Annotated in this window: 22 protein-coding genes; 4 read left to right on the top strand and 18 right to left on the bottom strand. The window is 43.4% G+C overall.

Annotation, left to right across the window (positions count from 1 at the left end):
• Nucleotides 1-100: 100 nt before the first annotated feature.
• Nucleotides 101-865, top strand: a complete 765-nt coding sequence (gene ompR / locus ES754_RS07650) for an osmolarity response regulator transcription factor OmpR (RefSeq protein ID WP_227677876.1) — start codon at nt 101-103, stop codon at nt 863-865.
• A gap of 75 nt (nt 866-940) precedes the next feature.
• A complete protein-coding gene (locus ES754_RS07645) occupies nt 941-2,098 on the top strand; it encodes a CobW family GTP-binding protein (RefSeq protein WP_147223601.1) in 1,158 nt (385 codons plus the stop codon).
• 97 nt (nt 2,099-2,195) lie between these two features.
• On the opposite strand, the gene ES754_RS07640 is transcribed toward ES754_RS07645, so the two are convergent.
• From ES754_RS07640 to ubiG, 4 genes are all read right to left on the bottom strand, one after another.
• The gene (locus ES754_RS07640) at nt 2,196-2,462 is read right to left on the bottom strand and encodes a DksA/TraR family C4-type zinc finger protein (protein ID WP_147223600.1); all 267 of its coding nucleotides are present in this window, start codon (nt 2,460-2,462) and stop codon (nt 2,196-2,198) included.
• Nucleotides 2,463-2,643: 181 nt separating this feature from the next.
• On the bottom strand, nt 2,644-3,456 hold the full coding sequence (locus ES754_RS07635; RefSeq protein WP_147223599.1) for a YciK family oxidoreductase: 813 nt from the start codon (nt 3,454-3,456) through the stop codon (nt 2,644-2,646).
• Nucleotides 3,457-3,586: 130 nt separating this feature from the next.
• A complete protein-coding gene (locus ES754_RS07630; RefSeq protein ID WP_147223598.1) occupies nt 3,587-4,297 on the bottom strand; it encodes an HAD family hydrolase in 711 nt (236 codons plus the stop codon).
• A gap of 63 nt (nt 4,298-4,360) precedes the next feature.
• Complete coding sequence (gene ubiG / locus ES754_RS07625; protein WP_147223597.1) at nt 4,361-5,176, bottom strand: bifunctional 2-polyprenyl-6-hydroxyphenol methylase/3-demethylubiquinol 3-O-methyltransferase UbiG; 816 nt, start codon at nt 5,174-5,176, stop codon at nt 4,361-4,363.
• Between the two features lie 426 nt (nt 5,177-5,602).
• Here ubiG and ES754_RS07620 point away from each other — a divergent pair, with 426 nt between their 5' ends.
• Nucleotides 5,603-6,223, top strand: a complete 621-nt coding sequence (locus ES754_RS07620; protein WP_147223596.1) for a thiol:disulfide interchange protein DsbA/DsbL — start codon at nt 5,603-5,605, stop codon at nt 6,221-6,223.
• A 91-nt stretch (nt 6,224-6,314) separates the two neighbouring features.
• Here the strand turns inward: ES754_RS07620 and yjgA are convergent, their stop codons facing one another.
• The 8 genes from yjgA to mazG form a co-directional block, all read right to left on the bottom strand.
• A complete protein-coding gene (gene yjgA / locus ES754_RS07615; protein ID WP_147223595.1) occupies nt 6,315-6,827 on the bottom strand; it encodes a ribosome biogenesis factor YjgA in 513 nt (170 codons plus the stop codon).
• A 104-nt stretch (nt 6,828-6,931) separates the two neighbouring features.
• Nucleotides 6,932-7,882 carry an RNase adapter RapZ gene (rapZ, locus tag ES754_RS07610; RefSeq protein WP_147223594.1) on the bottom strand — a complete coding sequence of 317 codons (951 nt, stop codon included), beginning with the start codon at nt 7,880-7,882 and terminating at the stop codon, nt 6,932-6,934.
• Nucleotides 7,883-7,971: 89 nt separating this feature from the next.
• Nucleotides 7,972-8,853, bottom strand: coding sequence for a pantoate--beta-alanine ligase (gene panC / locus ES754_RS07605; RefSeq protein WP_147223593.1), 882 nt, complete (start codon nt 8,851-8,853; stop codon nt 7,972-7,974).
• A gap of 98 nt (nt 8,854-8,951) precedes the next feature.
• Nucleotides 8,952-9,752, bottom strand: coding sequence for a 3-methyl-2-oxobutanoate hydroxymethyltransferase (panB, locus tag ES754_RS07600; protein WP_147223592.1), 801 nt, complete (start codon nt 9,750-9,752; stop codon nt 8,952-8,954).
• Nucleotides 9,753-9,825: 73 nt separating this feature from the next.
• Nucleotides 9,826-10,389 (bottom strand): 2-amino-4-hydroxy-6-hydroxymethyldihydropteridine diphosphokinase, encoded by a 564-nt coding sequence (gene folK, locus ES754_RS07595; protein ID WP_147223591.1) that lies wholly within the window; start codon nt 10,387-10,389, stop codon nt 9,826-9,828.
• 82 nt (nt 10,390-10,471) lie between these two features.
• Nucleotides 10,472-12,844, bottom strand: a complete 2,373-nt coding sequence (pcnB, locus tag ES754_RS07590) for a polynucleotide adenylyltransferase PcnB (RefSeq protein ID WP_147223590.1) — start codon at nt 12,842-12,844, stop codon at nt 10,472-10,474.
• Between the two features lie 211 nt (nt 12,845-13,055).
• Entirely contained in the window at nt 13,056-13,355 is a 300-nt protein-coding gene (locus tag ES754_RS07585; protein ID WP_227677874.1) for a ComEA family DNA-binding protein, read from the bottom strand.
• Between the two features lie 61 nt (nt 13,356-13,416).
• Nucleotides 13,417-14,301, bottom strand: a complete 885-nt coding sequence (mazG, locus tag ES754_RS07580; protein WP_147223588.1) for a nucleoside triphosphate pyrophosphohydrolase — start codon at nt 14,299-14,301, stop codon at nt 13,417-13,419.
• 269 nt (nt 14,302-14,570) lie between these two features.
• Between mazG and ES754_RS07575 the strand changes: the two genes are divergently transcribed.
• The gene (locus tag ES754_RS07575; protein WP_147223587.1) at nt 14,571-16,076 is read left to right on the top strand and encodes a phosphohexomutase domain-containing protein; all 1,506 of its coding nucleotides are present in this window, start codon (nt 14,571-14,573) and stop codon (nt 16,074-16,076) included.
• Between the two features lie 120 nt (nt 16,077-16,196).
• Here ES754_RS07575 and ES754_RS07570 read toward each other — a convergent pair whose 3' ends face one another.
• From ES754_RS07570 to sucC, 6 genes are all read right to left on the bottom strand, one after another.
• The gene (locus ES754_RS07570; protein WP_147223586.1) at nt 16,197-17,561 is read right to left on the bottom strand and encodes a UDP-glucose/GDP-mannose dehydrogenase family protein; all 1,365 of its coding nucleotides are present in this window, start codon (nt 17,559-17,561) and stop codon (nt 16,197-16,199) included.
• A 69-nt stretch (nt 17,562-17,630) separates the two neighbouring features.
• The gene (gene pgi / locus ES754_RS07565) at nt 17,631-19,292 is read right to left on the bottom strand and encodes a glucose-6-phosphate isomerase (RefSeq protein ID WP_147223585.1); all 1,662 of its coding nucleotides are present in this window, start codon (nt 19,290-19,292) and stop codon (nt 17,631-17,633) included.
• The gene (locus ES754_RS07560; protein WP_147223584.1) at nt 19,285-20,166 is read right to left on the bottom strand and encodes a UTP--glucose-1-phosphate uridylyltransferase; all 882 of its coding nucleotides are present in this window, start codon (nt 20,164-20,166) and stop codon (nt 19,285-19,287) included. The genes pgi and ES754_RS07560 overlap by 8 nt, the downstream gene beginning before the upstream one ends.
• An 86-nt stretch (nt 20,167-20,252) precedes the next feature.
• The gene (gene galE / locus ES754_RS07555; protein WP_147223583.1) at nt 20,253-21,281 is read right to left on the bottom strand and encodes a UDP-glucose 4-epimerase GalE; all 1,029 of its coding nucleotides are present in this window, start codon (nt 21,279-21,281) and stop codon (nt 20,253-20,255) included.
• A 105-nt stretch (nt 21,282-21,386) separates the two neighbouring features.
• Nucleotides 21,387-22,262, bottom strand: a complete 876-nt coding sequence (sucD, locus tag ES754_RS07550) for a succinate--CoA ligase subunit alpha (protein WP_147223582.1) — start codon at nt 22,260-22,262, stop codon at nt 21,387-21,389.
• A gap of 111 nt (nt 22,263-22,373) precedes the next feature.
• Nucleotides 22,374-23,540, bottom strand: coding sequence for an ADP-forming succinate--CoA ligase subunit beta (sucC, locus tag ES754_RS07545; RefSeq protein WP_147223581.1), 1,167 nt, complete (start codon nt 23,538-23,540; stop codon nt 22,374-22,376).
• Between the last annotated feature and the right edge of the window lie 28 nt (nt 23,541-23,568).

Here is a 23,568-nt window from a genome sequence, read left to right as displayed (position 1 = left end):
TGTGACTTGTCTATAGACTCTGGTAATAATGCTATATTTACCACTAGCCATAATTAATAATACTCGTCGACAATAATAATGTTCATTTAAGGATATCTGCATGACTGATAATAAAAGCTCTGATACTATGACTCAGCGCATTTTGGTAGTGGATGATGACGCGCGCCTGCGCTCTTTACTCCAACGCTTCCTAGAAGATGATGGTTTTGTGGTACGTACTGCTCATGATGCCAGTCAGATGGATAAATTGATGCAGCGTGAGTTATTCTCTTTAGTAGTACTCGATCTGATGCTGCCGGGTGAAGATGGTATTAGTATCTGTAAGCGTCTGCGCGAGGCTGATAGCGATATTCCTATTATTATGCTGACCGCTAAAGGCGGAGATGCCGACCGTATTGCTGGTTTAGAGGCCGGTGCGGACGATTATCTGCCTAAGCCCTTTAACCCAAAAGAGCTCCTTGCCCGTATTAAAGCCGTACTGCGTCGCCAAAATCGCGAGCTGCCCGGTGCCCCAAGCTATCAGCTAGAAGTGGTTGAATTTGGTCCTTGGACGCTTGATTTATCTACCCGTACGCTGAAACGTGATGGCAGTGTGGTGACCTTAACGACTGGTGAATTCTCGGTGCTCAAAGCGCTCGTGCAACATCCGCGCGAACCCTTAACCCGTGATAAGCTCATGAATCTGGCTCGTGGCCGCGAATGGGGTGCTATGGAGCGCTCAATTGACGTCCAAGTCTCACGCTTGCGTCGCCTGATCGAAGACAATCCATCACAAGCACGTTATATCCAAACGGTTTGGGGCGTGGGCTACGTATTCGTTCCCGATGCGGAGGATGCAGAAACAGCACCAGTGACGACTGAATAATTTTTAATGTCACCCTTTTACTTTACTTTCATAGTTTTTAATTTATTGCATTAACTCTTAAGATTCTCTACTCTTATGACAATATCTTCTATACTTCAAGACATACCCTGTACTTTAGTGACAGGGTTTTTGGGTTCTGGTAAGACCACTATTATTAATCAATTGCTTACAGCTAAGACAGAAGGCGCGCGCTGGGCATTATTGATTAATGAGTTTGGGCGCATTGGTATTGATGGCGCGCTACTAGCAAGCGCACAAAATAGATGCGGTGACAAAAGCCAAATCGCTATTAGCGAAGTCAGCGGTGGCTGTATTTGTTGTACCAGTCAACTGCCTCTACAAATTGCGCTCACCCGTTTACTAGCTGATCATCGTCCTGAGCGCCTCATCATTGAGCCGACAGGATTGGCCCACCCGCGAGAGCTGATACGTCAACTTAGCGCCCCGCATTGGCAAACGGCTTTAAGTATGCAAGCGGTCATTACCGTCCTTAGCGGCGTACAATGGCAAAACGAGAAATATCGTACTCATGAAGGTTTTCAAGCCCATGTTCGTGCAGCTGATGTGGTGGTCATTAATCGCTACGAGCAATTCAGTGAAAACTGTCAGCAAGATTTGCAACAATGGGTTGCTACTCTCAATCCACAAGCTAAGATTATTTGGGTGGACTCACCAATAATCACCAATACTGAATCAACACCGCCATCAATAGATAAGCTAACCGCACAGCTTAATAACCTTAGTCAAACTATTTATCAGCAGCGGGCAGAAAATAGCAATAAATCTCGTATCCGCTTACAGCCACCAAAACAATTATTATCTAGCAATATAAGGATATTAAGCAGCAACGTTATGATAAATGACCAACTGCCCTATCGCTATCATGACACGCAGCAAGGCATGTTTCAGCAAGAAGTGCTATTAGGCGGCTGGCGGCTACCTGCACATTGGATATTCGACGCGAAACGTCTGCAGCAATGGTTACTAAAATTACCACATTGGCAGCGCATAAAAGGGGTCGTGCATACTACGGATGGTTGGCTACAGATTAATTTTACTCCTGATAGCCCAACTATTAATGCCACTAGCGCACAACTTGATAGCCGCTTAGAAATTATCTTACTGGATAAAGAAAATAGAGATATCAATATTAAAAAAATGACAAAGGATAAAGACGAGCAGCGAGCAAACTGGGCAACATGGGATAGCGAGCTAATGGCTTTAATTCTTTAAAACAGGCTAAAAAATAAAGCGTATATAATCATCAAAATAAAAAAGCCAACGTTGAATAACAACGTTGGCTTTTATATTTGTTTTCTACATTTACTCACTAGCGCAATTGACTGTCTTTACTACCACGCCGATTAAACAACTCTGCCGCTTTGGTTTCTTGCTCAAGCTCAGTCTGACAACGAATGCAATGCTGGACGCCAGGTACAGCTACCCGCCGCGCCTCCGGTATTGTCTCACCGCATTCATCACAAAACTCAGCACTGTCACCTTTTGGTAGTGAACTGCGTACTCGCTCTAACGCATCATTAACCGTTGCGTCCATTTGCTCATGCTCAGCACCATCTCTTGACCATCCACCTGCCATAACCTTATCCTTTGTAATTTACAAATTACTTATTATTGATAATTACTTTTTAGTAAAATAAATTTCTTTAATAACAGATAGATGGGGTTAAATAAGTTCGATTTCAATATATAAGCCTGCATAAAAATCACTAGAAACAGACTGTTTACATTAAACTCTTCAAGCTAAATTAGCATTCTACCTAGTCTTTGGGTTGTAGCGCGACCACTTGCCCGCGTACATCAATGCTGGCATCACTCATTAAGCACACATAGCCTGCCATAATATCCTCTGGCGTTTTAAGGGTCATTGGGTTCTCACCTGGAAATGCATGGGCGCGCATATTGGTACGCGTGCCACCTGGATTGATACAGTTAAAACGCAGCGTAGTCGTATTACGAGTCTCTTGAGTAAAGATGTCACTCATGCCTTCAACGGCTTGTTTGGAGATGGCATAAGCGCCCCAAAATGCGCGAGGATGGGTGCCGACTGTGCTGGAAGTAAAGACAATAGAGCCGTGCGCGGCATCTTTGAGTAGCGGCAATAGCGCTTGGGTTAGCATAAAAGTAGCGTTACAGTTGACGTGCATGACTTTAGCAAAAATATCAACATCGTACATTTCAAGGGGCGTGAGCTCACCTAATAAGCTGGCATTGTGCAAGATACCATCTAATTGCCCGACTTCTTTATTAATGAGGCCTTCTAGCTGTTGCATCTCAGCATAAGTGGCTTTTTCAAGATCCATTGGTAGTACGGCTGGCTGCTTGCCGCCAGCGCTCTCAATCTCATCATAGACAGACTCAAGCTTGCTGCTAGTACGACCTAATAGCAATACGGTCGCCCCATAACGAGCATACGTCAGGGCAGCAACGCGGCCGATACCACTCCCTGCGCCCGTCACCAAGATAGTCTTGCCCTCTAAGCAATTCTCTGTTGCGATAAAGTCACGTATATTTTTATGGGTTAACGATTGATTATTATCTGGCTTAATGTTGTTATTAGCGTGGTCACTCATGTATTACTCACTACTTATCATTTAATAGAAGATCATTTAAGACCTATCGTTTAATAAAGTCCACTTCAGGCAATATTATTTATCAATTTTTGGGGCTCATAAGCTTTGTTTGCTTAGCGGTATTGCTCGTTTATAAATATTCAAATTTACCAGACGACAATAATAATTGATTTAACTGCATTGGCGTGTCAATAATATAATCTGCTCCCCATTTTTTAAGGTTTTTTTGATCTTCAGGAGGAATGTAACCGTAAGCGGCCAAAATAGTGGGCATGCCTGCGCTATTACCCGCCTCAATATCACGCACATGGTCGCCCACATACAACACACTGCCTGCTGCGCCGCTCGGTATGCCCAATTTTTCTAACGCAAAATACATGGGTTCAGGATCGGGTTTCTTACGTGACACATCTTCAGGGCAGACCAACACTGCACAGCGCTCGTCTAAGCTCATCACCTTCAGCAGTTGCTCGGCTAAATAGCGCGGCTTATTAGTGACAATACCCCAAGACACCCCTTTTTCTTCAAGGGTGGTCAATACTTCTTCAAGCTCAGGAAACACACAGCTATCAACACAGATATCGGCCTCATAATCATCCAAAAACTGTTGGCGAAATGTCAGCAACTCCGCTTCACTGACGTCCATTTGCCCATTGTGACGCAGCATCAGTTGCACCATCGCTGATGCACCTGCAGACACTTGCTCACGAATATCGGACTCGGCAGGAGGTTGCCAATTATTCTCACTGCTCATTTTGCTGATAATCCGTACAAAATCAGCAGCGGTATCGATTAACGTGCCATCAAGGTCAAACAACACAGCTTTTACAAATTTAGTCATGATAAATGCTCGGGTAATAATAAATCACACAGTATTAAATATAATGGTACTGACAATGGGTACTTATACTAAAGGCTTTTGCACGGCTAGCATATAGTTGACATCGACATTTTGCGCCAGCCAGTAGCGTTTGGTCAGTGGATTGTAATGGAGCCCAATGATATCTTGGCGACTAAACCCTGCATTGATGGCCATTTTATCAAGCTCAGCGGGCGTGATAAATTTTGCATAATCATGCGTACCGCGGTCAAGCAAACGTAGTACATATTCGGCACCAATAATGGCAAACAGATACGATTTGGGACTGCGGTTAATGGTGGATAGTACGCAAACACCGCCCGGTGCGAGCAGCTCAAAACAAGCGTTTACAATGGCACTGGGATCCGGTACATGCTCCAGCATCTCCATACAGGTCACCACATCAAACTGTCCGGCATGAGTTTTTGCTAAGGTTTCGACTGGAATATGTTGATAGCGCAAAGTTTTTGTAAGGCCACTTTGTTCCGCATGAACAGTCGCCGCCTTTAGGTTTTCAGTACCTAAGTCAATGCCAGTCACATCTGCACCGCGACGAGCCATCGATTCAGATAAAATACCGCCACCGCAGCCGACATCAAGGATTTTTTTACCCGTAAGTCCCATCTCTGCTGTTTTATCAGCATCTCCGCCTTCGTAACCTTGCTTGACGTTTTGCTCTATCCAGTTAAGGCGCAATGGATTGATGTGGTGCAAAGTTGCAAACGCGCCGGTCTTATCCCACCATTCATGTGCCAATTTATTGAATTTATCAACCTCACTTGGATCGACGTTGGTAGCGGTATGTCTATTACTATCTTCTAGATTTTCGGTACAATGAGAAGAAGGGATAGCTGAGCTCATAGTGTTTTCCTTTATTGGCATCATGATTGCCATTATATTATAGAGTGGGCGCGCACATACCTTAATGTTAGCATGGGAGCAGCTGTTTTGTCGTGAGCACATCGTGACTCATCATAATAAGGCATTATATATAATGTTGTTGGGTGGTTGAATAACCTATACATGCATATAACAGCGATCAATTAACCACAAGCTACGTTAGCAGTAATGCTTGATATTAGCGAAGACCAGCAAGGCCCTTTAAATAATAGCTCACAGCTTTACAACCATTGGTTAAGAATGCAGTTCACAAGTGCCGTCATTTTACGTTATTATAGACAAAATGCAGATCAACTGCGCTTAATGCTTGATCAGTCATTATCGTGCATACCTTTACACCTACAATACCTATATAAACCTCAAGTATTCACTCCTCAAGGAAAAACTATGAAACGTGTTATCGCATTGACGGGTCTGGCATTCGCCATTGGACTTGCCAACATGGGCGCACAAGCTGCCGATTATGTCGCTGGAAAAGACTACCGTGTGCTCGACAATCCAGAAACTATCAGCGGTAACGCTGTTATTGTCCGCGAATTCTTCTGGTATGGTTGCCCGCATTGCTACACTCTCAATCCGCATATGGAAAAATGGGCAAAAACCAAAGCGAAAGACGTCGCCTTTTTTAAGACTCCAGCTGCGCTAAACCCTGTTTGGGAAGCCAGTGCTCGCGGATTTTATGCCGCGCAGCTTTTAGGCTATGAAAACAAAACCCATGATGCGTTATTTGAAGCGGTACATAAAGACGGCAAACAACTGTTTGATCAAGCGTCATTAAGCAAATGGTACGCCTCAAAAGGGGTTGACCAAAAGAAATTCAACAGTCTTTATAACTCCTTTGCTGTCGGTACTAAAGTTGGACGCTCGCAAGCTGGCGCTAAGCGTTATCAGCTCTCAGGCGTACCCGCGGTTGTCGTACAAGGTAAATATGTAGTGACAGGCGAAGGGCCTCAAGTGACCAAAGTTGTTGATTACTTAGTCGATAAAGCCCGTGCTGAGAAAAAGTAACCGTCTATAAATAACTAGGCGTTAAAAAGTCATTAAAAAAGCCAATCTATAAAAGATTGGCTTTTTTGGATTTATTTGACGTATTTAATCCCTATTTTTCTAACTCAGTCAGAATAGTCACTTCACGAATATAGCTGACCAAATCTTGCTGAGACTCTGCCATCAGCTCGTCATCTTGCATGTGCTTGGCGTATTCAATCCACAACAACAACTGATAAAGGCTATTACGTTCCGATGCTTTGTACTGCTTAACGAACTGCTTTAGCGTACCTTCATCATTAATATTTAAACGCCCAGCCCAGCTTTCAATTTTAGCGATTTGCTCATTGGGAAAGTACGCCTCAAACAAGGCTTGTACTAGCTCGTGACGGTTTTCTTCACTGATTAGTTTACCGACCCGTTTGGTTTGACGAATGCGGGCATTGGCACTGGTAATCTCAGCCAATGCCATCAACTCTGCCATAAAATACTCGCTAGCAGGCAGTTTTTTTAGCTGCTTTTTAGATAAGTTGGCAAGCGGTATCGACAACGTTTGCAAGCGCTCATGGGCTTTTTTAAGTTCAGTGCGCGAGACGCGCATGTCTTGTTCTGACCAGTCAATCATGATAAGCCCTCTAATACAATAAACAAATTTTAATGGTGTTTCGGTGGTATCAGCTACCGCGATTTTTTAACCTTACTTCTGGTTGTACACCTATTAGCCGCTATTCACCAGCGACGTTTTTCGCGATGTTTGGTAACCACGGTTATTGCTGACGGTAAGCTATCTGCAAGCACACGTTGCAGTTGTTCTGTAATAAATACCGAGCGATGTTTGCCACCTGTGCAGCCAATAGCGACAGTCACAGTATGGCGGTTATTATGCAAAAAATTCGGTAGCCAGCGCTGCAAAAATTTGGCGATATCGTCTGTCATCTCGGCGACTTCTGGATAATCATCGAAGAACTCACCAACCTCCGTATCAAGCCCAGTTGCACTACGCAAAGCAGGATTCCAATGCGGATTAGGCAGTATTCTCACATCAAACACAAAGTCTGCGTCAATGGGGCTGCCATATTTAAAGCCAAAGGACAAAAGATTAATAATAATCTTATTTTCAACACCAATATGGTCGCGCAACCGTTCTTTTAACTGGTGAATATTAAGTTTACTGGTATCAATTTTGATATCGGCACAACTGGCAATGGGCTCTAATAGCGCCACTTCCTTAGTGATAGCAGCAGGCAAATTATAGGTAGGATGTAATGAATCTTCAGCATCTTGCGCCATTAGTGGATGTACGCGACGGGTGGCATTAAATCGCGCTACCAGTGTATTCTCTTGTGCCGTCACATAGATGACCTTCACCGTCTGCTCACCATAAACCTGTTTTAAGGTGTTAAAAATCGTGGCAAAGTTAGACAGATCTGCACGCGGTGAACGTATATCTACGCCCAGTGCTATACGGCGTATACCACTTTCATTCACTAATTTATGTGCCGCTTCAGGCACTAGTGACAAGGGCAAGTTATCAATAGAATAATAGCCCAAGTCCTCTAAAATATTTAATACTGAAGTCTTTCCTGATCCCGAACGCCCTGATATCACCAAAATACTGATGCTATCCTCTTTTTTTGTAAGAGCTGGCGAGTGCTCTTGCTTGTTCTTTTCTATGTTCATGACCCATCACTCTAATTTAATTTTAATATCAAATGGCTAATTAGCCTGTAGTAATTGCTGGCTACTTATAAATAGAAAAACTTATCTTTTTATGAATGAACGGTTACTAACAGATTGTCTAATAAACGCGCCCGTCCGAGCCATGCTGCGACAATAACAATTAGATCTTGCGGCGCATTGTTTGTATTCTTGGCCAAACCAGCTGTTATTGGCTCTAATTGAGCCGTTTTTATTTCTAAATAGTCGATATTAAAACCTGCAGAAATGATACGTTTTCTGGATTGTTTTATTAAAATTTCAATATCTAGACCCAAATGCTCACTATTTTTTAGTTGCTTTGCCAGACGCTGCAACTCTTGCTGCAATAATGGCGCTATATTGCGCTCTGCTGAACTTAGATATTGATTGCGTGAAGATAAGGCAAGACCATCAATAGCGCGAACGATAGGCGCAGAAATAATCTCAATCGGGTAACTTAAATCGCGTACTAATTGCTTAATAATAGCCAATTGCTGGTAATCTTTTTGACCAAAAATAGCTGTATCAGGCTGGACGATATTAAATAATTTTGATACTACGATACCGACACCATCAAAATGAGTTGGACGCGTCTGTCCGCATAGCTGATCAGTAATAGCGCCAGCATGTATCGAAGTAGGTGGTGGCAATACAGAATACATCTCATCGCTGGTTGGCGCAAAAACATAATCGGTGCCAACAGTCGCAAGCTTAGCAACATCAGCATCCAACGTACGTGGATAGCTATCAAAATCCTCGCCTACTCCAAACTGAGTTGGATTGACAAAGATGGTAACCACCACAATATCGGCATGCTGTCTGGCCAGTCTGACCAGCTCTAAATGCCCGTCGTGCAAATTGCCCATCGTCGGTACTAAAGCAATGCACTGCTGACTGCGATATGGTTTTAAAGCCTCTCGCAAATAGGCAATATGGTGATGAATAGTGGGCATTGCAGAGTTTTCACCTTTTAGAATAAGCTAACTTAACTTAACTTATTATTTAATAATCTGACCACTGTATTTTATGAGTAACTAGAACTGTATTTAGTCTAGCTAAATTGATGCTGCGCAGTTGGAAAACTGCATTCGCGTACTGACTGCTGATAGAGTGCAAATGCACCTTCGATACTGTGAGCAGTATTACGCTCATCGCTCAAAAAATCATGAACAAAACGGGGCACACGTCCATGAACCATACCAAGCATGTCATGCATTACAAGTACTTGACCATCAGTATCGGCGCCGGCACCAATGCCTATCACTGGCACATCAAGCGCTTCAGTCACTGCTTTTGCTAGATCAGCGGGGACGCATTCTAACACCAACAACGCTGCACCTGCTGCCACTACTGCTTGCGCATCGATAAATAACTTATCAGCACTCTCATCACTGCGGCCTTGAACTTTGTAACCGCCAAATACGTTGACCGATTGCGGGGTTAACCCCAAATGTACACAGGTTGGCGTCCCTGCTTGCGCTAACGTCTTAACCAGCTCACATAACTCACGACCACCTTCAAGCTTGATGACGTGTGCACCGGCTTGCATCAATTGGCGACTATTGGCAATAGCTTCTGGCAAAGTTACATAACTCATAAATGGCAGGTCAGCCAAAATCAGCGCGTGCTCATTACTACGTGCAACATTAGCCGTATGATAGGCCATATCAGCAACCGTCACTGGTAAAGTCGAGTCATGGCCTTGTACCACCATGCCTAAACTGTCACCGATTAAAATAGTATCTATCTCTGCCTTATCCATGGTGCGCGCAAACATCGCGTCGTAGCAGGTAAGACAGGTAAATTTAGTACCACTTTTCTTGAATTTATTCAAAGTCGATAACGTTGTCATATGACCCTCAATTTTACTATTCAATAACTTACTTACGCCATATCAATACTAGCTAGCGGTTGCCAATACTATCTTAATAGCTGGCATCAATTAATTTTAGCCCTGTCCAATCGTTACTTTGCGGGTAACTGCTAATCGGTAGTTGGGCAATCATAATCTTTGGCGCTAATTCTCGCAGTGGTATCAGCACAAAATTACGTTCAGTCAAACCAGCATGCGGTATTGTTAACTGCGGCTCAATTATTTGCGTCTGCCCATATAACAAAATATCCACATCAAGACTGCGTTCGCCCCAATGACGCAGACGCGCACGTTGAGCATTGTTCTCAAGGTGTTGGCAAAGGGCCAATAGCTCAAATGCTGATAAGGTAGTCTCAAAACCAATCACAGCATTGATAAAGTCGGGCTGGTCTTGCGGGCCCATCGGTGCTGACGCATAGAATGACGACGCCCGCAGGTCTCGAACCTTTTCATGCTGACGCAAACTGGCAAAAGCTTGCTGTAAGTGTTCAACTGGTGAACCAAGCTCATTAGCCAAGTTACTACCCAAACCTAGATAGCAAGTAGTCCAAGTCTTATCTATATAGCTATTAGGCTGGGTGGTAGTCTCTAAAGAGCGATTTAAAGAAGAACTCATAACTACACTTTTACTCAATGGTTAATAATTAGCATCGTTCTTTATTATAGCTGAACATTATCGATATTATTCTTCAACAAAACTAAGCCTCATTAGTACTGGGCTGGCGACGGCGACGCTTTGCAGGAATAGGTCCTTTATTAGCAGCGCTCGGGTCGTTGCTTGCTGTTTTACTAGTATTAGCAAACTTAGCTACATTAGCATTAGCCGCAACGCTAGCAACTGCTCCTTTAACTTTAGCTTTTTTACTGGCTTTAGTAGTGTCAGTATCTTGCTCTGATTTAGCAGCCGCCACCTTTTTATCAGCTTTCACTTTAGCTTTTGCCACAGTTTTGGTTTCAGTCTTAGGTTCAGTTTTGATGTCTGTTAGTTCAGCTGACTTAGGTGCTTTTTTTGCATCATTAACCACAGCTGAACTACTGTCATCTACTTCTATTCCAGCTACTATCGCATCTATGCTTGGTTGACGGCGACGACGCTGATACGGTATGGGTGCATTGTTCATACTGACCAATTTTGGCGTTTGGGCAATTCCCATTCTTGCCGCTACGGTACTACGTAGAGCTTTTGCTTTGCTGGCATCAGACGATTCCTCTTCAGACGGTTTAACAGCCGTTGATTGCGCATCAATCTGTTGCTTAGCCACTGAGCCGCTTGCTTTGGCAGCCAGTTTTTCTTGCTGCTGTTGACCAAATTGCTCAACCGCTTTGTTCTCAGCTACTTGCGTTTTGCTAGGCTTGCTTGGTTCACCCTTATCCAGCTGCTTCTGTAGAGGCGGTACAACATTTTCGTGCTCAATCACAAACAGGGGCGCAGGTTGAGCGCTGTGGTGATTATCATCTCTAGTGTTATTGTCACTACTAAGCGACAACTGTTGCAGCAGCGCCAGCTCATTACTGTCATGCTTCGCTCGTGGTGTACGCTTATTAGGGGAATGATTGCTCTTGCCATTACGAGCTTTTGACGCAGGCGCAACTTTTGATTGCGACTCTATTGGTGCAACCTCATAATCCGCACGGCGGCGACGGCGCGCAGGAACATTTGACGCATCATTAACCACTGATTGCTTATCATTACTGGCTGACGGCTGTTTATGACTGGCTAAAACCTCTTTACGGTCATTGCCTTTTGCTTGGATATTATTATCTACTGGCTTAATCTGCTGATTATTAGTATCTGTTTGTGGTTGACGATTACGTCCGCGCCCACGTTTATGCGCACCGCGGCGGATGTTCTCATCAAAGTCTTCGATAGCTTGTAGCTGATCTTCTTCAGACAGAGTCTGATAAGTCTGCCACCAGTCGCCCATCCCATTGGTAGATTCAGATAATGGATGCTCGGCATCACCGCACTGCTCACGCAATAATAAAAAGTCAAAACCAGCGCGAAAGCGTGGATGGTCAGCAAGTTGCTCAATCTGCTTGCTGCGCGGGGCAGCGAGTTTGGGCTGCAAAATCCAAATATCACGAATAAACTGTTCTGCAAATTTAGGAATGGCCGTTTTTATACGTTGACGATCAATAACTTTACTGGCTGCCTGCATTTGAGCATCAGCAAAAGGCATATTGCGTTTTTTAGCTTTCTCTAATTGATGTAGATAATTTTCCCACAAAAGAGCAGCATAAAAGAACGCTGGATTGATACTTTTACCGGCATTAATACGTTTGTCAGTATTAATAGCGACTTGCTGCACTAAAGCATTGGGCTCAGACGGTGGATAAATAATCAGACTATCAATCGCGCCCGACTCAAATAGCAACGGCAATAATGGCACCAGATAACCACCGGTGAACATCTTTTGGGTCTCATCATACAGACGATGTGGGGATATTTGCTCAAGCCGTGCCCAATTACTATCATGAAACTGGGCTGCCAACTCGTCATCAAACTCAAAACCTAATTTAGCTTTAAAACGTAGCGCGCGCAATAAACGTACCGGATCTTCTTCAATACGAACGGACGCTTGACCTAACAGGCGGATGGTTTTATTTCTAATGTCATCAAGCGCGCCACAAAAATCATGAACCACACCTTTTAGCGGTTGATAGTAGAGCGCATTGATGGAGAAATCGCGACGGACAAAGTCTTGCTTAATATCGCCCCAGACATTGTCACGGATAATCATCCCGTCTTGATTGGTATTGGCATCGTTATTTGATGGGCCACGAAAGGTAGCCACTTCGATTAATTCGCGTCCTGAATACACATGTGCCAGCTGAAAGCGGCGACCGATAATGCGACAGCGCTTACCGAACACGTCTTTAACTTCGTGCGGTTTGGCATCAGTGACTGCGTCAAAGTCTTTAGGCTTCAGCCCTAACAAAGTATCGCGCACGCCGCCACCAACGATATAGGCATCAAACCCAGCTCGCGACAAAGTAGCAATAACTTCTGTAATGGAATTGGGTAATTCAGATTTATTCAGTTCTAACTGCTTGGCGGCACGCTCGGCCATGCATATACTCCTTGCCGGTATTCTTAACTACCCCTGATGAACACAGCGTTTATCAGGCGGATATGTCTGCTAGTTTAACAAATTTTGTGCTTGCTGGGTGTGTTATGACCGTTACTTACGTGCTATTTTGTCAATTTTGCTGTTAGCTTTTGTCATAATTGCAAGGGCTGTTGCCTTACTTTCATTATAATAACTGATAAAAATTGATTTTCTAATGGTGTATTCGTAAGCGTGCGCGGTTTTTCTCTATAGTTTTTGGCCCAATCCCTTTGACTTTTTCTAAATCGTCGATGGTTTTAAAATCGCCAAACATCTCACGATACAAGATTATTGCCTGCGCTTTGCTGCTGCCAATACCATGCAACGATACCAACTCGCTTTCAGTAGCCCGATTAATATTAATACCCATTTGCGTACTTGCTTGTAACTCTAATTTTTCTTTCTGCAAGAGATAAGTATAAGCACTTTTTACATCCTTAAAACAGGGTGCTGCATTTGCAGTATTAAGCATAATATTAGCAATAAAGGTTATGCAAAAAACTATTCTCGCCAGCAATCTTATGGATAGCAACCTATTGCGAGCGCTCATGCTGTTTGGCTTCCTCCCATAGCGCGTCCATCTCTGTTAAGTTACTGTCTTCCAAGCGTCTACCAGCGGCTTCTAACTGCGCCTCAATGTAGCCAAAGCGCGATTTGAATTTATGCACACAAGTTAAGGCAGCGGCTTCAGCATCAAGGTTTAATTTACGCGCGACATTGACCAGCGCAAACATGCAATCGCCCAGTTCTTTTTCAATATCAGTAATATTAGTTTTTATCTCATCTTTTGATTTATCTCTCAGCTCAGCTTTTAACTCACTCACCTCTTCATCCAGTTTATCGAGTGCACCTGTGATATCGTCCCAATCGAAGCCCAATTTAGAGGCTTGCTTTTGTACCTCTTGCGCTTGCATCAAGGCACTACCCGCTTTAGTCACATCCAAACGCCGACGCGGCTTGCCACGTAACTCGCGAGCGTGATTTTCTTCGGCTTTAATCTCATCCCAGCGATCTTTTACAGCCACTTCATCTGCCAAGCTTTCAGCCTCAAACACATGAGGATGTCGACGAATTAATTTCTCTTGTAAGGTAGTCATAACATCGCTAATATCAAAACGTCCTTGCTCAGCGTACAGCTGACAATGGAAAACGACTTGTAATAACACATCACCAAGCTCGCCTTTAATGTCTTCGTCATCGTCAGTTTGTACTGCCTCAGCAAGCTCATACGCTTCTTCAATAGCATACGGAATTAAGCTATGATTGCTTTGCTTTTGATCCCACGGACAATCCGCCCGCAGCCGCGCCATCAAACCCAACAAATCTGCTAATTCACCGCTCGCCGTTGGTATTCCTTTTACAGGTACTGGCGCGGTCACCGTATCATTCTCAGTTCTTATATTTTGTTGATTGTTCATAACAGATACTCTTATATTTGTACTGACTACTTAACAGAAAAACCTAGGCTTGAATAAAAAATATGAACCAGATGCTATAAAGTCAGCTAGCAACATGCTTTCACCCTATTCATTTAGGAGTTAGTGTATCATTTAATATTTAGTAACCTATTTTACCTTTTATTTCAAGTCAGTCATCTTGTAGTTACCATTATTTTTATAGCCGTTATTTAGCCGTTCATCCCATAGCCTCTTAATCCAAACTTAAGCTCACAAGGAATTTTACTATTATGTCTACCACCAACAACGCTGCTATTGCTAGTTATACTCCTGCTCATAGCAGTTTTGATCCTATTCATATTGATTCTTTTAAAGCTTATGACATTCGTGGTGAGCTTGGCGTTAATCTTGATGAAGCTATTGCTTATCGTATCGGTCGCGCCTTTGGTCAGATTTTATTTCAGCGTTATAACGCAACTGATGACAGTGTTAATCATACCAATGAGCTACAAGGTTTAAAACCTGCTATCGTCATCGGTAGTGATATTCGTGACTCAAGTGAGCAATTAAAACAAGCGACCATCACAGGCATTATGGATGCGGGCGTTGATGTGATTGACTTGGGCATGACTGGGACTGAAGAAGTTTATTTTGCGACTAGCCATTATCAAGCACTCGGCGGTATCGAAGTAACCGCCAGTCATAATCCAATTAATTATAACGGCTTAAAACTGGTCAAAGAGCATTCAAAACCGATTAGCGCTGATGATGGTCTAGCAGAAATCCAACAATTAGCAGAATCTGGTCAATTTACTACTGACAATAGCCAAGGCAAACTGCAATTATTAACGGATAAAAGCGCTTATATCAATCATATTATGAGCTTTGTTGCTATCGATAAATTAGAGCCATTAACTTTGGTTATTAACTCAGGCAATGGTAGTGCAGGACCTGTCGTTGATTTACTGGTTGATAAGCTTGAGCAAGCAGGCGCACCTATAAAAGTAATTAAGCTGCATCACGAGCCTGATGGTAGCTTTCCGAATGGTATTCCTAACCCGATGATTTTGGCCAATAGAGCCGCTACTCAACAAGCCGTTATTGAGCATAATGCAGACTTAGGTATTGCCTTTGATGGTGACTTTGACCGCTGCTTCTTATTCGATGAAAATGGTGAATTTATTGATGGCAGCTATGTGGTTGGTATGCTTGCCCAGGCATTTTTGAATAAGTATCCGGGTGAATCAATCGTCTATGATCCACGCGTCATTTATAATACCGAAGCCGTTGTCGATGCTCATGATGGCAAAGCAGTCATCAGTAAGTCTGGACATTCCTTTATCAAGCAGGTGATGCGCGAGTCAGGAGCAGTCTATGGTGGTGAGATGTCAGCTCACCATTACTTCCGCGACTTTTGCTACTGTGATAGCGGTATGATTCCGTGGTTATTAACCATTGAGCTGTTATCTATTACCGGTAAGACGCTCTCAGAATTGGTCACGGGCTATATTAAAGCCTATCCAAGCTCAGGTGAATTAAATTTTCGTCTGACGCACATTGACGCGCCAACTATTATTAAAGACATTGAGGACAAGTTCAGCGCAGAAAACCCTACCAAATCAACCCTTGATGGGCTAAGTCTCGAGTTTGGCGAATGGCGTTTCAATCTACGCACATCCAACACTGAGCCTTTAATCCGTTTAAATATTGAAACGCGCGGTGATGAAAGCTTATTGGCAAGCAAAACCCAAGACCTTCAGCAATGGCTCGCTGAGCAAGGCGCGGTACCAGCTTAGCAATTAATTTTAATAACCTACAACTATATTGAATAACTTGCAAGAAAAAAGCGCCCATTAATCTATAAACTAATGGGCGCTTTTTAACGTCTTTGCAATGGTGTATTTTTTAGCAAATGGCTATGATTTAGCCCGCCCAATACCAACATAATCACCCACTAAGGCGTCAATTTGTGGACGCGTTAGCGCATTCTGGGCATCGAATATGGGCATCGCTTGTTGGTTAAGTTGCGTAATATCAAGAGCTTCTTGGGGTGACCAGCTGATAATAAAGATAGCTTGCGCGATATCTAACTGCTCATAGGGCCTATCGATTAGCTGCAATAGTGGCTGTTCATCATATAACTCGGTCAGTTCAGATTGTGACTTATCACTATATACAAGGGTCGTAATATTGTAGGACCACAGTAAGTTTAATAATGGATGAATAGCAGATCCAGCAGTAAGGCCTGACCCCGCTTTATAACTACTGCCCCAAATTACTACGGTCTTATTATCAATAAAACCATCAAAATATTGCCAAAACTTGCGGAATATGAGCTCTTTTTGATCTTCATTAATATGCATCACAGCTTGCAAAATAGGCATTTTCACACAACTGGTATGGCCAGACTGTTCAAGCTGAGACAACTCAGCAGGCAAAGTATTACCACCAAACCCCCATCCTGCCTGCAAATAACTGTTGCCAATACGCTCATCTAAACCCATAATTTGGCTGACTTGCTGAATATCTACCTGATGGCTGTCGGCAAGGCGCGACATCTCATTCATGAGGCTGACGCGCGTAGCCAACATTGCCATGATGCTGCTACGCGCAAACTCAATAGTCGCAATATCGGCACAATGATAAGCACGTGCATGTTGTATTAAAGGCTGCAAGGCACTCAGTTGCTGGCCACTCGCGGCAGTTTTTTCACCTAACAGCCATAATGAGGGCGTCAGCATTGAGCTAAAAGCTTCTCCATCCTGCAAAAAAATGAACGGCACATAATAGACCCAAGGACGCTGTAATTGCTCAGCCAATTTTGCCGTCTGTCCTAAAACGCCAATGCCACTCATAATAATCGGCACGTTCTGCTGATTACTATGATTAAATGCCGTTATCCAACTATTATCTGTCCATATTGACTTGATACTATCTAAAAACAACCAATAAAAAGCCACTTGATTGCTGCCAGTCTCATTAGTTGTTTCCAGCGCTTCATAAATATGAATGAGCTCATCTGCACTATTCGTTAACGCTCGACTGATAATGTACTGCTGCTGCTCATAAAGTTGCCACAACGCTTGCAAATGATGCTCAAAACCATACTGCTTTAGCTGTTGTTCGAGTAGTACACTGTCAGCATAAAAGTGCACTTTTTGACCTAAACTTGCGAGCACCACGGCGCTGGTAATGGCTTCAATATCATGGCCGATGATGACGCAAACTTTGGATTTCTTATGAGTAATTTGCTTAGCGCTGTGAATAGATTCAGAAGACATGGGACTACCTTTATATTTTATGATGACTCATTAATAGTTAAACTATGACTTGCTATCCTTTTTAAAAAATTAAGATAATTGTCTAATATGCGCAAGCAGTTGGTTGGTAGAGGTATCAAAATCGCTGCTGCTGTCCTGTTGCAACGCTTGATAAACCGTTTCTGCCATTTGCTTGCCCATCTCAACCCCCCATTGATCGAACGGATTGATATCCCAAATACTAGCCATCACGTAGACTTTATGCTCGTATAACGCAACCAGTGCTCCCAAACTGTGCGGGGTCAACTCATCGATTAATAAGGTAGTCGAAGGTTGGTTGCCACGATAGTGCTTATATTTATCTGACTCAGAAGCCGCAACCGTATCGGCGATAGCTGCATTGCCAAAGGCCAACACCCGACTTTGAGCCAAACAGTTAGCCAGCGATAGTTCATGTTGTTGTTGCAGGGAAGCATTCTGCGCCTCATCACTATAATGACGCACGCAAGCGATAAAATCACAAGAGACGTGTTGCGTGCCTTGATGTAGCAGCTGATAAAAAGCATGCTGAGCATTAGAGCCAATTTCACCCCATAAAATCGGGCAAGTGTCATAGTCAACCCGTTCGCCATCATGGGTGACCGACTTGCCATTACTTTCCATCTCAAGCTGCGTTAGATAACTGGGTAAAAAGCTTAGACGCCCGTCATAAGGCAGCACGGTATGGGCATGAATATGTAAAAAGGTACTGTTCCAAACGGCCAGTAAACCTAATAATACCGGTAAGTTATTAGCAAAATCAGCGTTGGCAAAATGCACATCCATACTGTGTGCGCCTGCTAGCAACTCCCGAAACTGCGTCATACCAATACGAATAGCAATTGCTAGTCCAATCGCTGACCATAAGGAAAAACGCCCGCCAACCCAATCCCAGAGCTGTAACTGATGCTCAGGGTGAATACCCCATGCATTCATTTTTTCACTATTTGCCGAGATACCAATAAAGTGCCGGCGTAACACACTGTCTTTAGTGCCCGCACGCAAGGTGGCAGTAGCGAGTAACCACGATAACGCTGTCTTAGCGTTAGAGAGGGTATCGACAGTTCCAAAAGACTTAGAAGAAATGATAAACAGCGTGGTCTCAGCACTTAAACGTTTGAGTAAATTATCGAGCTGACTGCCATCCATATTGGAGACGAAATGTACGACGACATCAGTATCTGTCCACTCATCAAGCGCAGTAGCTGCCATTAGTGGCCCTAAGTCAGAACCACCAACGCCAATGTTGACCACATCGGTAATTGCCTTACCGGAAAACCCCCGCCAAGAGCCACTGCGGACACGCGCGGATAGACGCTCAACTCGCGCCAGACTATGATGTACATCAGCAACCACATCTTGATTGCCCACTTGCAAAGTAGCCGTAGCCGGTAGACGTAGAGCTGTATGCAAAGCAGCACGCTCTTCACTGGTATTAACCATGGCACCTTGTAGTAGCGCCTTAATACGGGCGGCTAAATCACCACTATTGGCCAAGTCTAATAAACCCACCAGCACTGTATCATCAATACATTGTTTACTGTAATCCATATACAGCGCCCCAGCTTGGGCACTAAAGCGCTCAGTACGGGTCTCATCTTGCGTAAATAAAGCAGCAATTGACCACTTTTGCTCGGCCAGTTTTTGCAATTGAGTCCAGTGCTTAGAGTGGCTCGCACTTTTATATGGCTTTAAAGGCATGGTTTTACTCATTAGTAGCTAATTGGCGTTCGGCGAAATAGATAAAGGCCTGCATATAAGAGCGCATATCACCAGCATCATAACTGTCACCAACCATAGTGGTCACATCGACGCCGTGTTGACTAATTAGCGCATCAATAGCATCGGTTAGCTGAATTTCACCACCAACAGACGCTGTAGTATTGACTAAATAATCGAATATTTTATTGCTAAATACATAGCGTCCAACCACTGCCAAGCGTGAAGGCGCGTCTGCTAGGCTAGGTTTTTCAATAAAACCGGCTACCTTGAAGCTAGCATTAGCGTCGGTAGATGCATTAATCTCATTAAAATCACTACCCTCACTAAGCTTAGCGATACCGTACTTATGTACTTCGCTATCAGCGACCTTATCCACTAGTATTTGTGAATGATTGTTATTGGCAAATTCAGCCAACATAAAGGCCAAATTATTTTTACGCATATCAGTAATGAACGGATCAAGGACTACATCAGGTAATAGCACCGCAAAATCATGCTCACCGATAATGGGACGTGCTGCTAATACTGCATGACCTAAACCCAGCGCTTTACCTTGACGTATCATCGATACCGTCACATCTTCTGGCAGCCAGTTTAAGCTATCAGCCAGCTCGTCTTTACCTTTATGACGCAATTGATTATCAAGCTCAGCATTCATATCAAAGTAGTTTTCAATAGCACTTTTTTGCGCATGACCAACCAGCACGATATGCTTAATACCCGCAGCTATGGCCTCTTCGACCACATAATGAATAGCCGGACGGTTGCCTAGTGGCAATAACTCTTTAGGTACGGACTTAGATAGTGGCAACATACGCGTACCAAAACCTGCGACAGGAATAACGGCATGAGTGATTTTCTTCATAGTGATAAGGCTACATTAATAGGATAAAGTGAATCTCAATAATAAATTATTAAGTCAATAAGATGCAATCAGTGCTACGATATTTTTTACGATTGGTAACCATTAGGATTCATACTTTGCCAGCGCCAAGTATCTTGGCACATATCAGTAATAGACAGCTTTGCCTCCCAGCCTAACAACGCTTGTGCTTTATCCGCACTGGCATAACAGCTAGCAATATCACCAGCACGGCGCGGGGCGAACTGATAAGGAATATTCTGCCCAGTAACCTCAGTAAAAGCAGTGACCAGCTCTAATACTGAGCTACCTTTTCCGCTACCAAGATTAATCGGTAAAAATCCTACTGGTAAAACTTGCTGCTCTAAATAGTTCAAGGCTGCCACATGACCTGCTGCTAAGTCAGTCACATGAATATAGTCACGGACGCCAGTACCATCAACAGTCGGATAGTCATTACCAAAGATACTTAACTTAGCAAGTTTACCTACCGCAACTTGGGAAATATAAGGCATTAAATTATTGGGTATATCGTTGGGATCTTCACCAATCTGACCTGATTCATGCGCCCCGACTGGATTAAAGTATCGAAGCGTGACTAAATTCCATGTGCTATCAGCGACGGCCAAACCTTCTAAAATATGTTCAACCACTAGTTTGCTTTGACCATAAGGGTTGGTACAAGAGCGTGGTGATTTCTCATCTATAGGAAGCATTTCAGGGTCGCCATAGACCGTAGCAGATGATGAGAAAATGAAATTTTTGACCTTATATTCTGTCATGACCTCAAGCAAGGTAATCGTACCGCTCACGTTATTATTATAATACATCAAAGGCTTGGCAACAGATTCACCAACGGCTTTGAGTCCAGCAAAATGAATCACCCCAAAAAAATCGTATTTAGTGAATACTTGTTTGAGCAATTCACTGTCGCGGATATCGCCTTGGATAAACTCTATTGACTCACCAATCAGCTTAGAGACACGATTAATAGCCTCACGACTACTATTAGATAGATTGTCATAGATAACGATATCATAACCTGCTTGATGCAAAGCAATACAAGTATGAGAACCGATATACCCTGCACCGCCTGTTACTAATATTTTATTTTTCATGCCATTATCCCGAACAATTTTCAAAAAAAAGACACCCCATTGTAGGGGTGTCCTTGATGTTTTTCAATACGGTTTTAGTAGTTAAATAATAGACTTCTGTCTATACTACCAACCAGTCACTTCTTTTAGCTTGTCACCAAGTTTAGAAGGGTCACGCGTATAAGCGATTCCAGCAGCTTCAAAGGCTTTGAACTTCTCTTCAGCAGTACCTTGACCGCCTGAGATGATAGCGCCGGCATGACCCATACGCTTGCCTTCAGGAGCAGTAACACCAGCGATATAACCAACAACTGGCTTGGTTACATGGTCTTTAATGTAAGCTGCAGCTTCTTCTTCAGCAGTACCACCAATCTCACCGATTAGTATAATAGCTTCTGTTTGTGGATCTTCTTGGAACAGTTTCAACGCATCAATCTGGTTCATACCAGGGATAGGATCACCACCGATACCGATACAAGTTGATTGACCAAAACCAAGCTTAGTAGTCTGAGCGACGGCTTCATAAGTCAACGTACCAGAGCGTGAGATAATACCCACTTTACCTGGCATATGGATATGACCTGGCATGATACCAATTTTACATTCGCCTGGAGTGATAACGCCTGGGCAGTTAGGACCCACTAAACGCACATCGCCAGCTTCTTCAAGATAGCGTTTGGCTTTTAGCATGTCGAGAGTCGGTACGCCTTCAGTAATCACTACGATCAGCTTCACACCAGCATCTATCGCTTCAACGATAGAATCTAGTACGAATGGAGCCGGTACGTAGATAACAGAAGCGTCGGCTTGGGTAGCTTCCATGGCTTCAGACATAGTGTTGAAAACTGGCAAACCTAAATGCGTTTGACCGCCTTTACCTGGCGTTACGCCGCCGACAACTTTAGTACCGTATTCGATGGCTTGTTCTGAGTGGAACGTACCGTTTTTACCAGTAAAACCCTGGACCAATACTTTGGTGTTTTTATCAATTAATACACTCATTATTTTTTCCTTGTATTCGGTTGTCTTGTAATAGCCGCTTAGCTATCGAACTACTTATCAAATCGAGCAATAAATATTAATAACTAAGCTACTGCTATTACGCGTTGGCTACTATGCTTTAACAGCGTCGACAATTTTGTGTGCAGCGTCTGATAGGCCTTGTGCTGAAGTAAGCTTAAGTCCAGACTCTTCTAGAATCTTAATACCTAGCTCAGCGTTGTTACCTTCTAGGCGCACAACAACAGGAACTTTTACGTCAACTTCTTTAACTGCAGCGATAATAGCTTCTGCAATCATGTCACAACGTACGATACCACCGAAGATGTTAATTAAAACGCCTTCAACGCTGCTGTCTTCAAGAATAATTTTGAAGGCTTCAACAACGCGATCTTTAGTTGCCCCGCCGCCAACGTCCAAGAAGTTAGCAGGCTTGCCGCCATACAATTTGATGATGTCCATGGTCGCCATTGCAAGACCGGCACCATTAACCATACAACCGATGTTACCATCTAGAGCAACATAGTTTAAATCAAATTCAGCAGCTTTAAGCTCACGCTCATTTTCTTGTGATTTGTCTTGTAGTGCAGCAATTTTAGGCAAACGATATAAAGCGTTTGAGTCGATACCAATTTTGCCATCAACACAAACAATCTCGCCATTTTCACGAACCGCTAGTGGGTTGATTTCAATCATTTCGATATCGTTTTCTATAAAGGCTTGATAAGCACCAGTCATAATTTTAACGAACTGATTGATTTGTTTGCCTTCCATACCCAATTTGAACGCAACTTCGCGCGCTTGGTAAGGCATAAGGCCCACTAATGGATCCACATTAACACTGAAGATTTTTTCTGGCGTTTCATTGGCCACTTCTTCAATATCAACGCCGCCTTCAGTTGATGCCATGAACGTCACGCGTTGGCTAGAACGGTCGACAACAGCACCAAGATATAGCTCAGTTTGTACTGGGTACATATCTTCTGCAACCAATACGAAGTTGACTGGTTGACCATCAGCGTCAGTTTGGAAAGTTACTAAGTTAGTGCCGATTAATTCTTCAGCAACTTGCTTGGCTTCTTCGCGAGTTTTAACCAGCTTTACGCCACCCGCTTTACCACGGCCACCAGCATGTACTTGAGCTTTGATAACGGCGATGTCGGTTGGGGTTTTGTCAAAGGCAGCAGCAGCTTCGTCGCCATTATGGGCAATAATGCCTTCTTGAATCGGCAAACCGTAGCTTTTTAATAGCTCTTTTGCTTGATACTCGTGTAAATTCATTGATTGTATCCTTTATTTTTTACAATTA

The sequence above is a fragment of the Psychrobacter frigidicola genome, assembly GCF_007997305.1.
Taxonomy (GTDB): Bacteria; Pseudomonadota; Gammaproteobacteria; order Pseudomonadales; family Moraxellaceae; genus Psychrobacter; species Psychrobacter frigidicola.
Note: the sequence above shows the minus strand (reverse complement) of the source record. Positions and strands in the feature narration are given on the sequence as shown.

Excerpts from the sequence above, each read along its gene's own strand:
- ompR (WP_227677876.1), top strand. The coding sequence starts at position 101 with ATGACTGATAATAAAAGCTCTGATACTATGACTCAGCGCATTTTGGTA.
- ES754_RS07645 (WP_147223601.1), top strand. The coding sequence starts at position 941 with ATGACAATATCTTCTATACTTCAAGACATACCCTGTACTTTAGTGACA.
- ES754_RS07640 (WP_147223600.1), bottom strand. The coding sequence starts at position 2,462 with ATGGCAGGTGGATGGTCAAGAGATGGTGCTGAGCATGAGCAAATGGAC.
- ES754_RS07635 (WP_147223599.1), bottom strand. The coding sequence starts at position 3,456 with ATGAGTGACCACGCTAATAACAACATTAAGCCAGATAATAATCAATCG.
- ES754_RS07630 (WP_147223598.1), bottom strand. The coding sequence starts at position 4,297 with ATGACTAAATTTGTAAAAGCTGTGTTGTTTGACCTTGATGGCACGTTA.
- ubiG (WP_147223597.1), bottom strand. The coding sequence starts at position 5,176 with ATGAGCTCAGCTATCCCTTCTTCTCATTGTACCGAAAATCTAGAAGAT.
- ES754_RS07620 (WP_147223596.1), top strand. The coding sequence starts at position 5,603 with ATGAAACGTGTTATCGCATTGACGGGTCTGGCATTCGCCATTGGACTT.
- yjgA (WP_147223595.1), bottom strand. The coding sequence starts at position 6,827 with ATGATTGACTGGTCAGAACAAGACATGCGCGTCTCGCGCACTGAACTT.
- rapZ (WP_147223594.1), bottom strand. The coding sequence starts at position 7,882 with ATGAACATAGAAAAGAACAAGCAAGAGCACTCGCCAGCTCTTACAAAA.
- panC (WP_147223593.1), bottom strand. The coding sequence starts at position 8,853 with ATGCCCACTATTCATCACCATATTGCCTATTTGCGAGAGGCTTTAAAA.
- panB (WP_147223592.1), bottom strand. The coding sequence starts at position 9,752 with ATGACAACGTTATCGACTTTGAATAAATTCAAGAAAAGTGGTACTAAA.
- folK (WP_147223591.1), bottom strand. The coding sequence starts at position 10,389 with ATGAGTTCTTCTTTAAATCGCTCTTTAGAGACTACCACCCAGCCTAAT.
- pcnB (WP_147223590.1), bottom strand. The coding sequence starts at position 12,844 with ATGGCCGAGCGTGCCGCCAAGCAGTTAGAACTGAATAAATCTGAATTA.
- ES754_RS07585 (WP_227677874.1), bottom strand. The coding sequence starts at position 13,355 with ATGCTTAATACTGCAAATGCAGCACCCTGTTTTAAGGATGTAAAAAGT.
- mazG (WP_147223588.1), bottom strand. The coding sequence starts at position 14,301 with ATGAACAATCAACAAAATATAAGAACTGAGAATGATACGGTGACCGCG.
- ES754_RS07575 (WP_147223587.1), top strand. The coding sequence starts at position 14,571 with ATGTCTACCACCAACAACGCTGCTATTGCTAGTTATACTCCTGCTCAT.
- ES754_RS07570 (WP_147223586.1), bottom strand. The coding sequence starts at position 17,561 with ATGTCTTCTGAATCTATTCACAGCGCTAAGCAAATTACTCATAAGAAA.
- pgi (WP_147223585.1), bottom strand. The coding sequence starts at position 19,292 with ATGAGTAAAACCATGCCTTTAAAGCCATATAAAAGTGCGAGCCACTCT.
- ES754_RS07560 (WP_147223584.1), bottom strand. The coding sequence starts at position 20,166 with ATGAAGAAAATCACTCATGCCGTTATTCCTGTCGCAGGTTTTGGTACG.
- galE (WP_147223583.1), bottom strand. The coding sequence starts at position 21,281 with ATGAAAAATAAAATATTAGTAACAGGCGGTGCAGGGTATATCGGTTCT.
- sucD (WP_147223582.1), bottom strand. The coding sequence starts at position 22,262 with ATGAGTGTATTAATTGATAAAAACACCAAAGTATTGGTCCAGGGTTTT.
- sucC (WP_147223581.1), bottom strand. The coding sequence starts at position 23,540 with ATGAATTTACACGAGTATCAAGCAAAAGAGCTATTAAAAAGCTACGGT.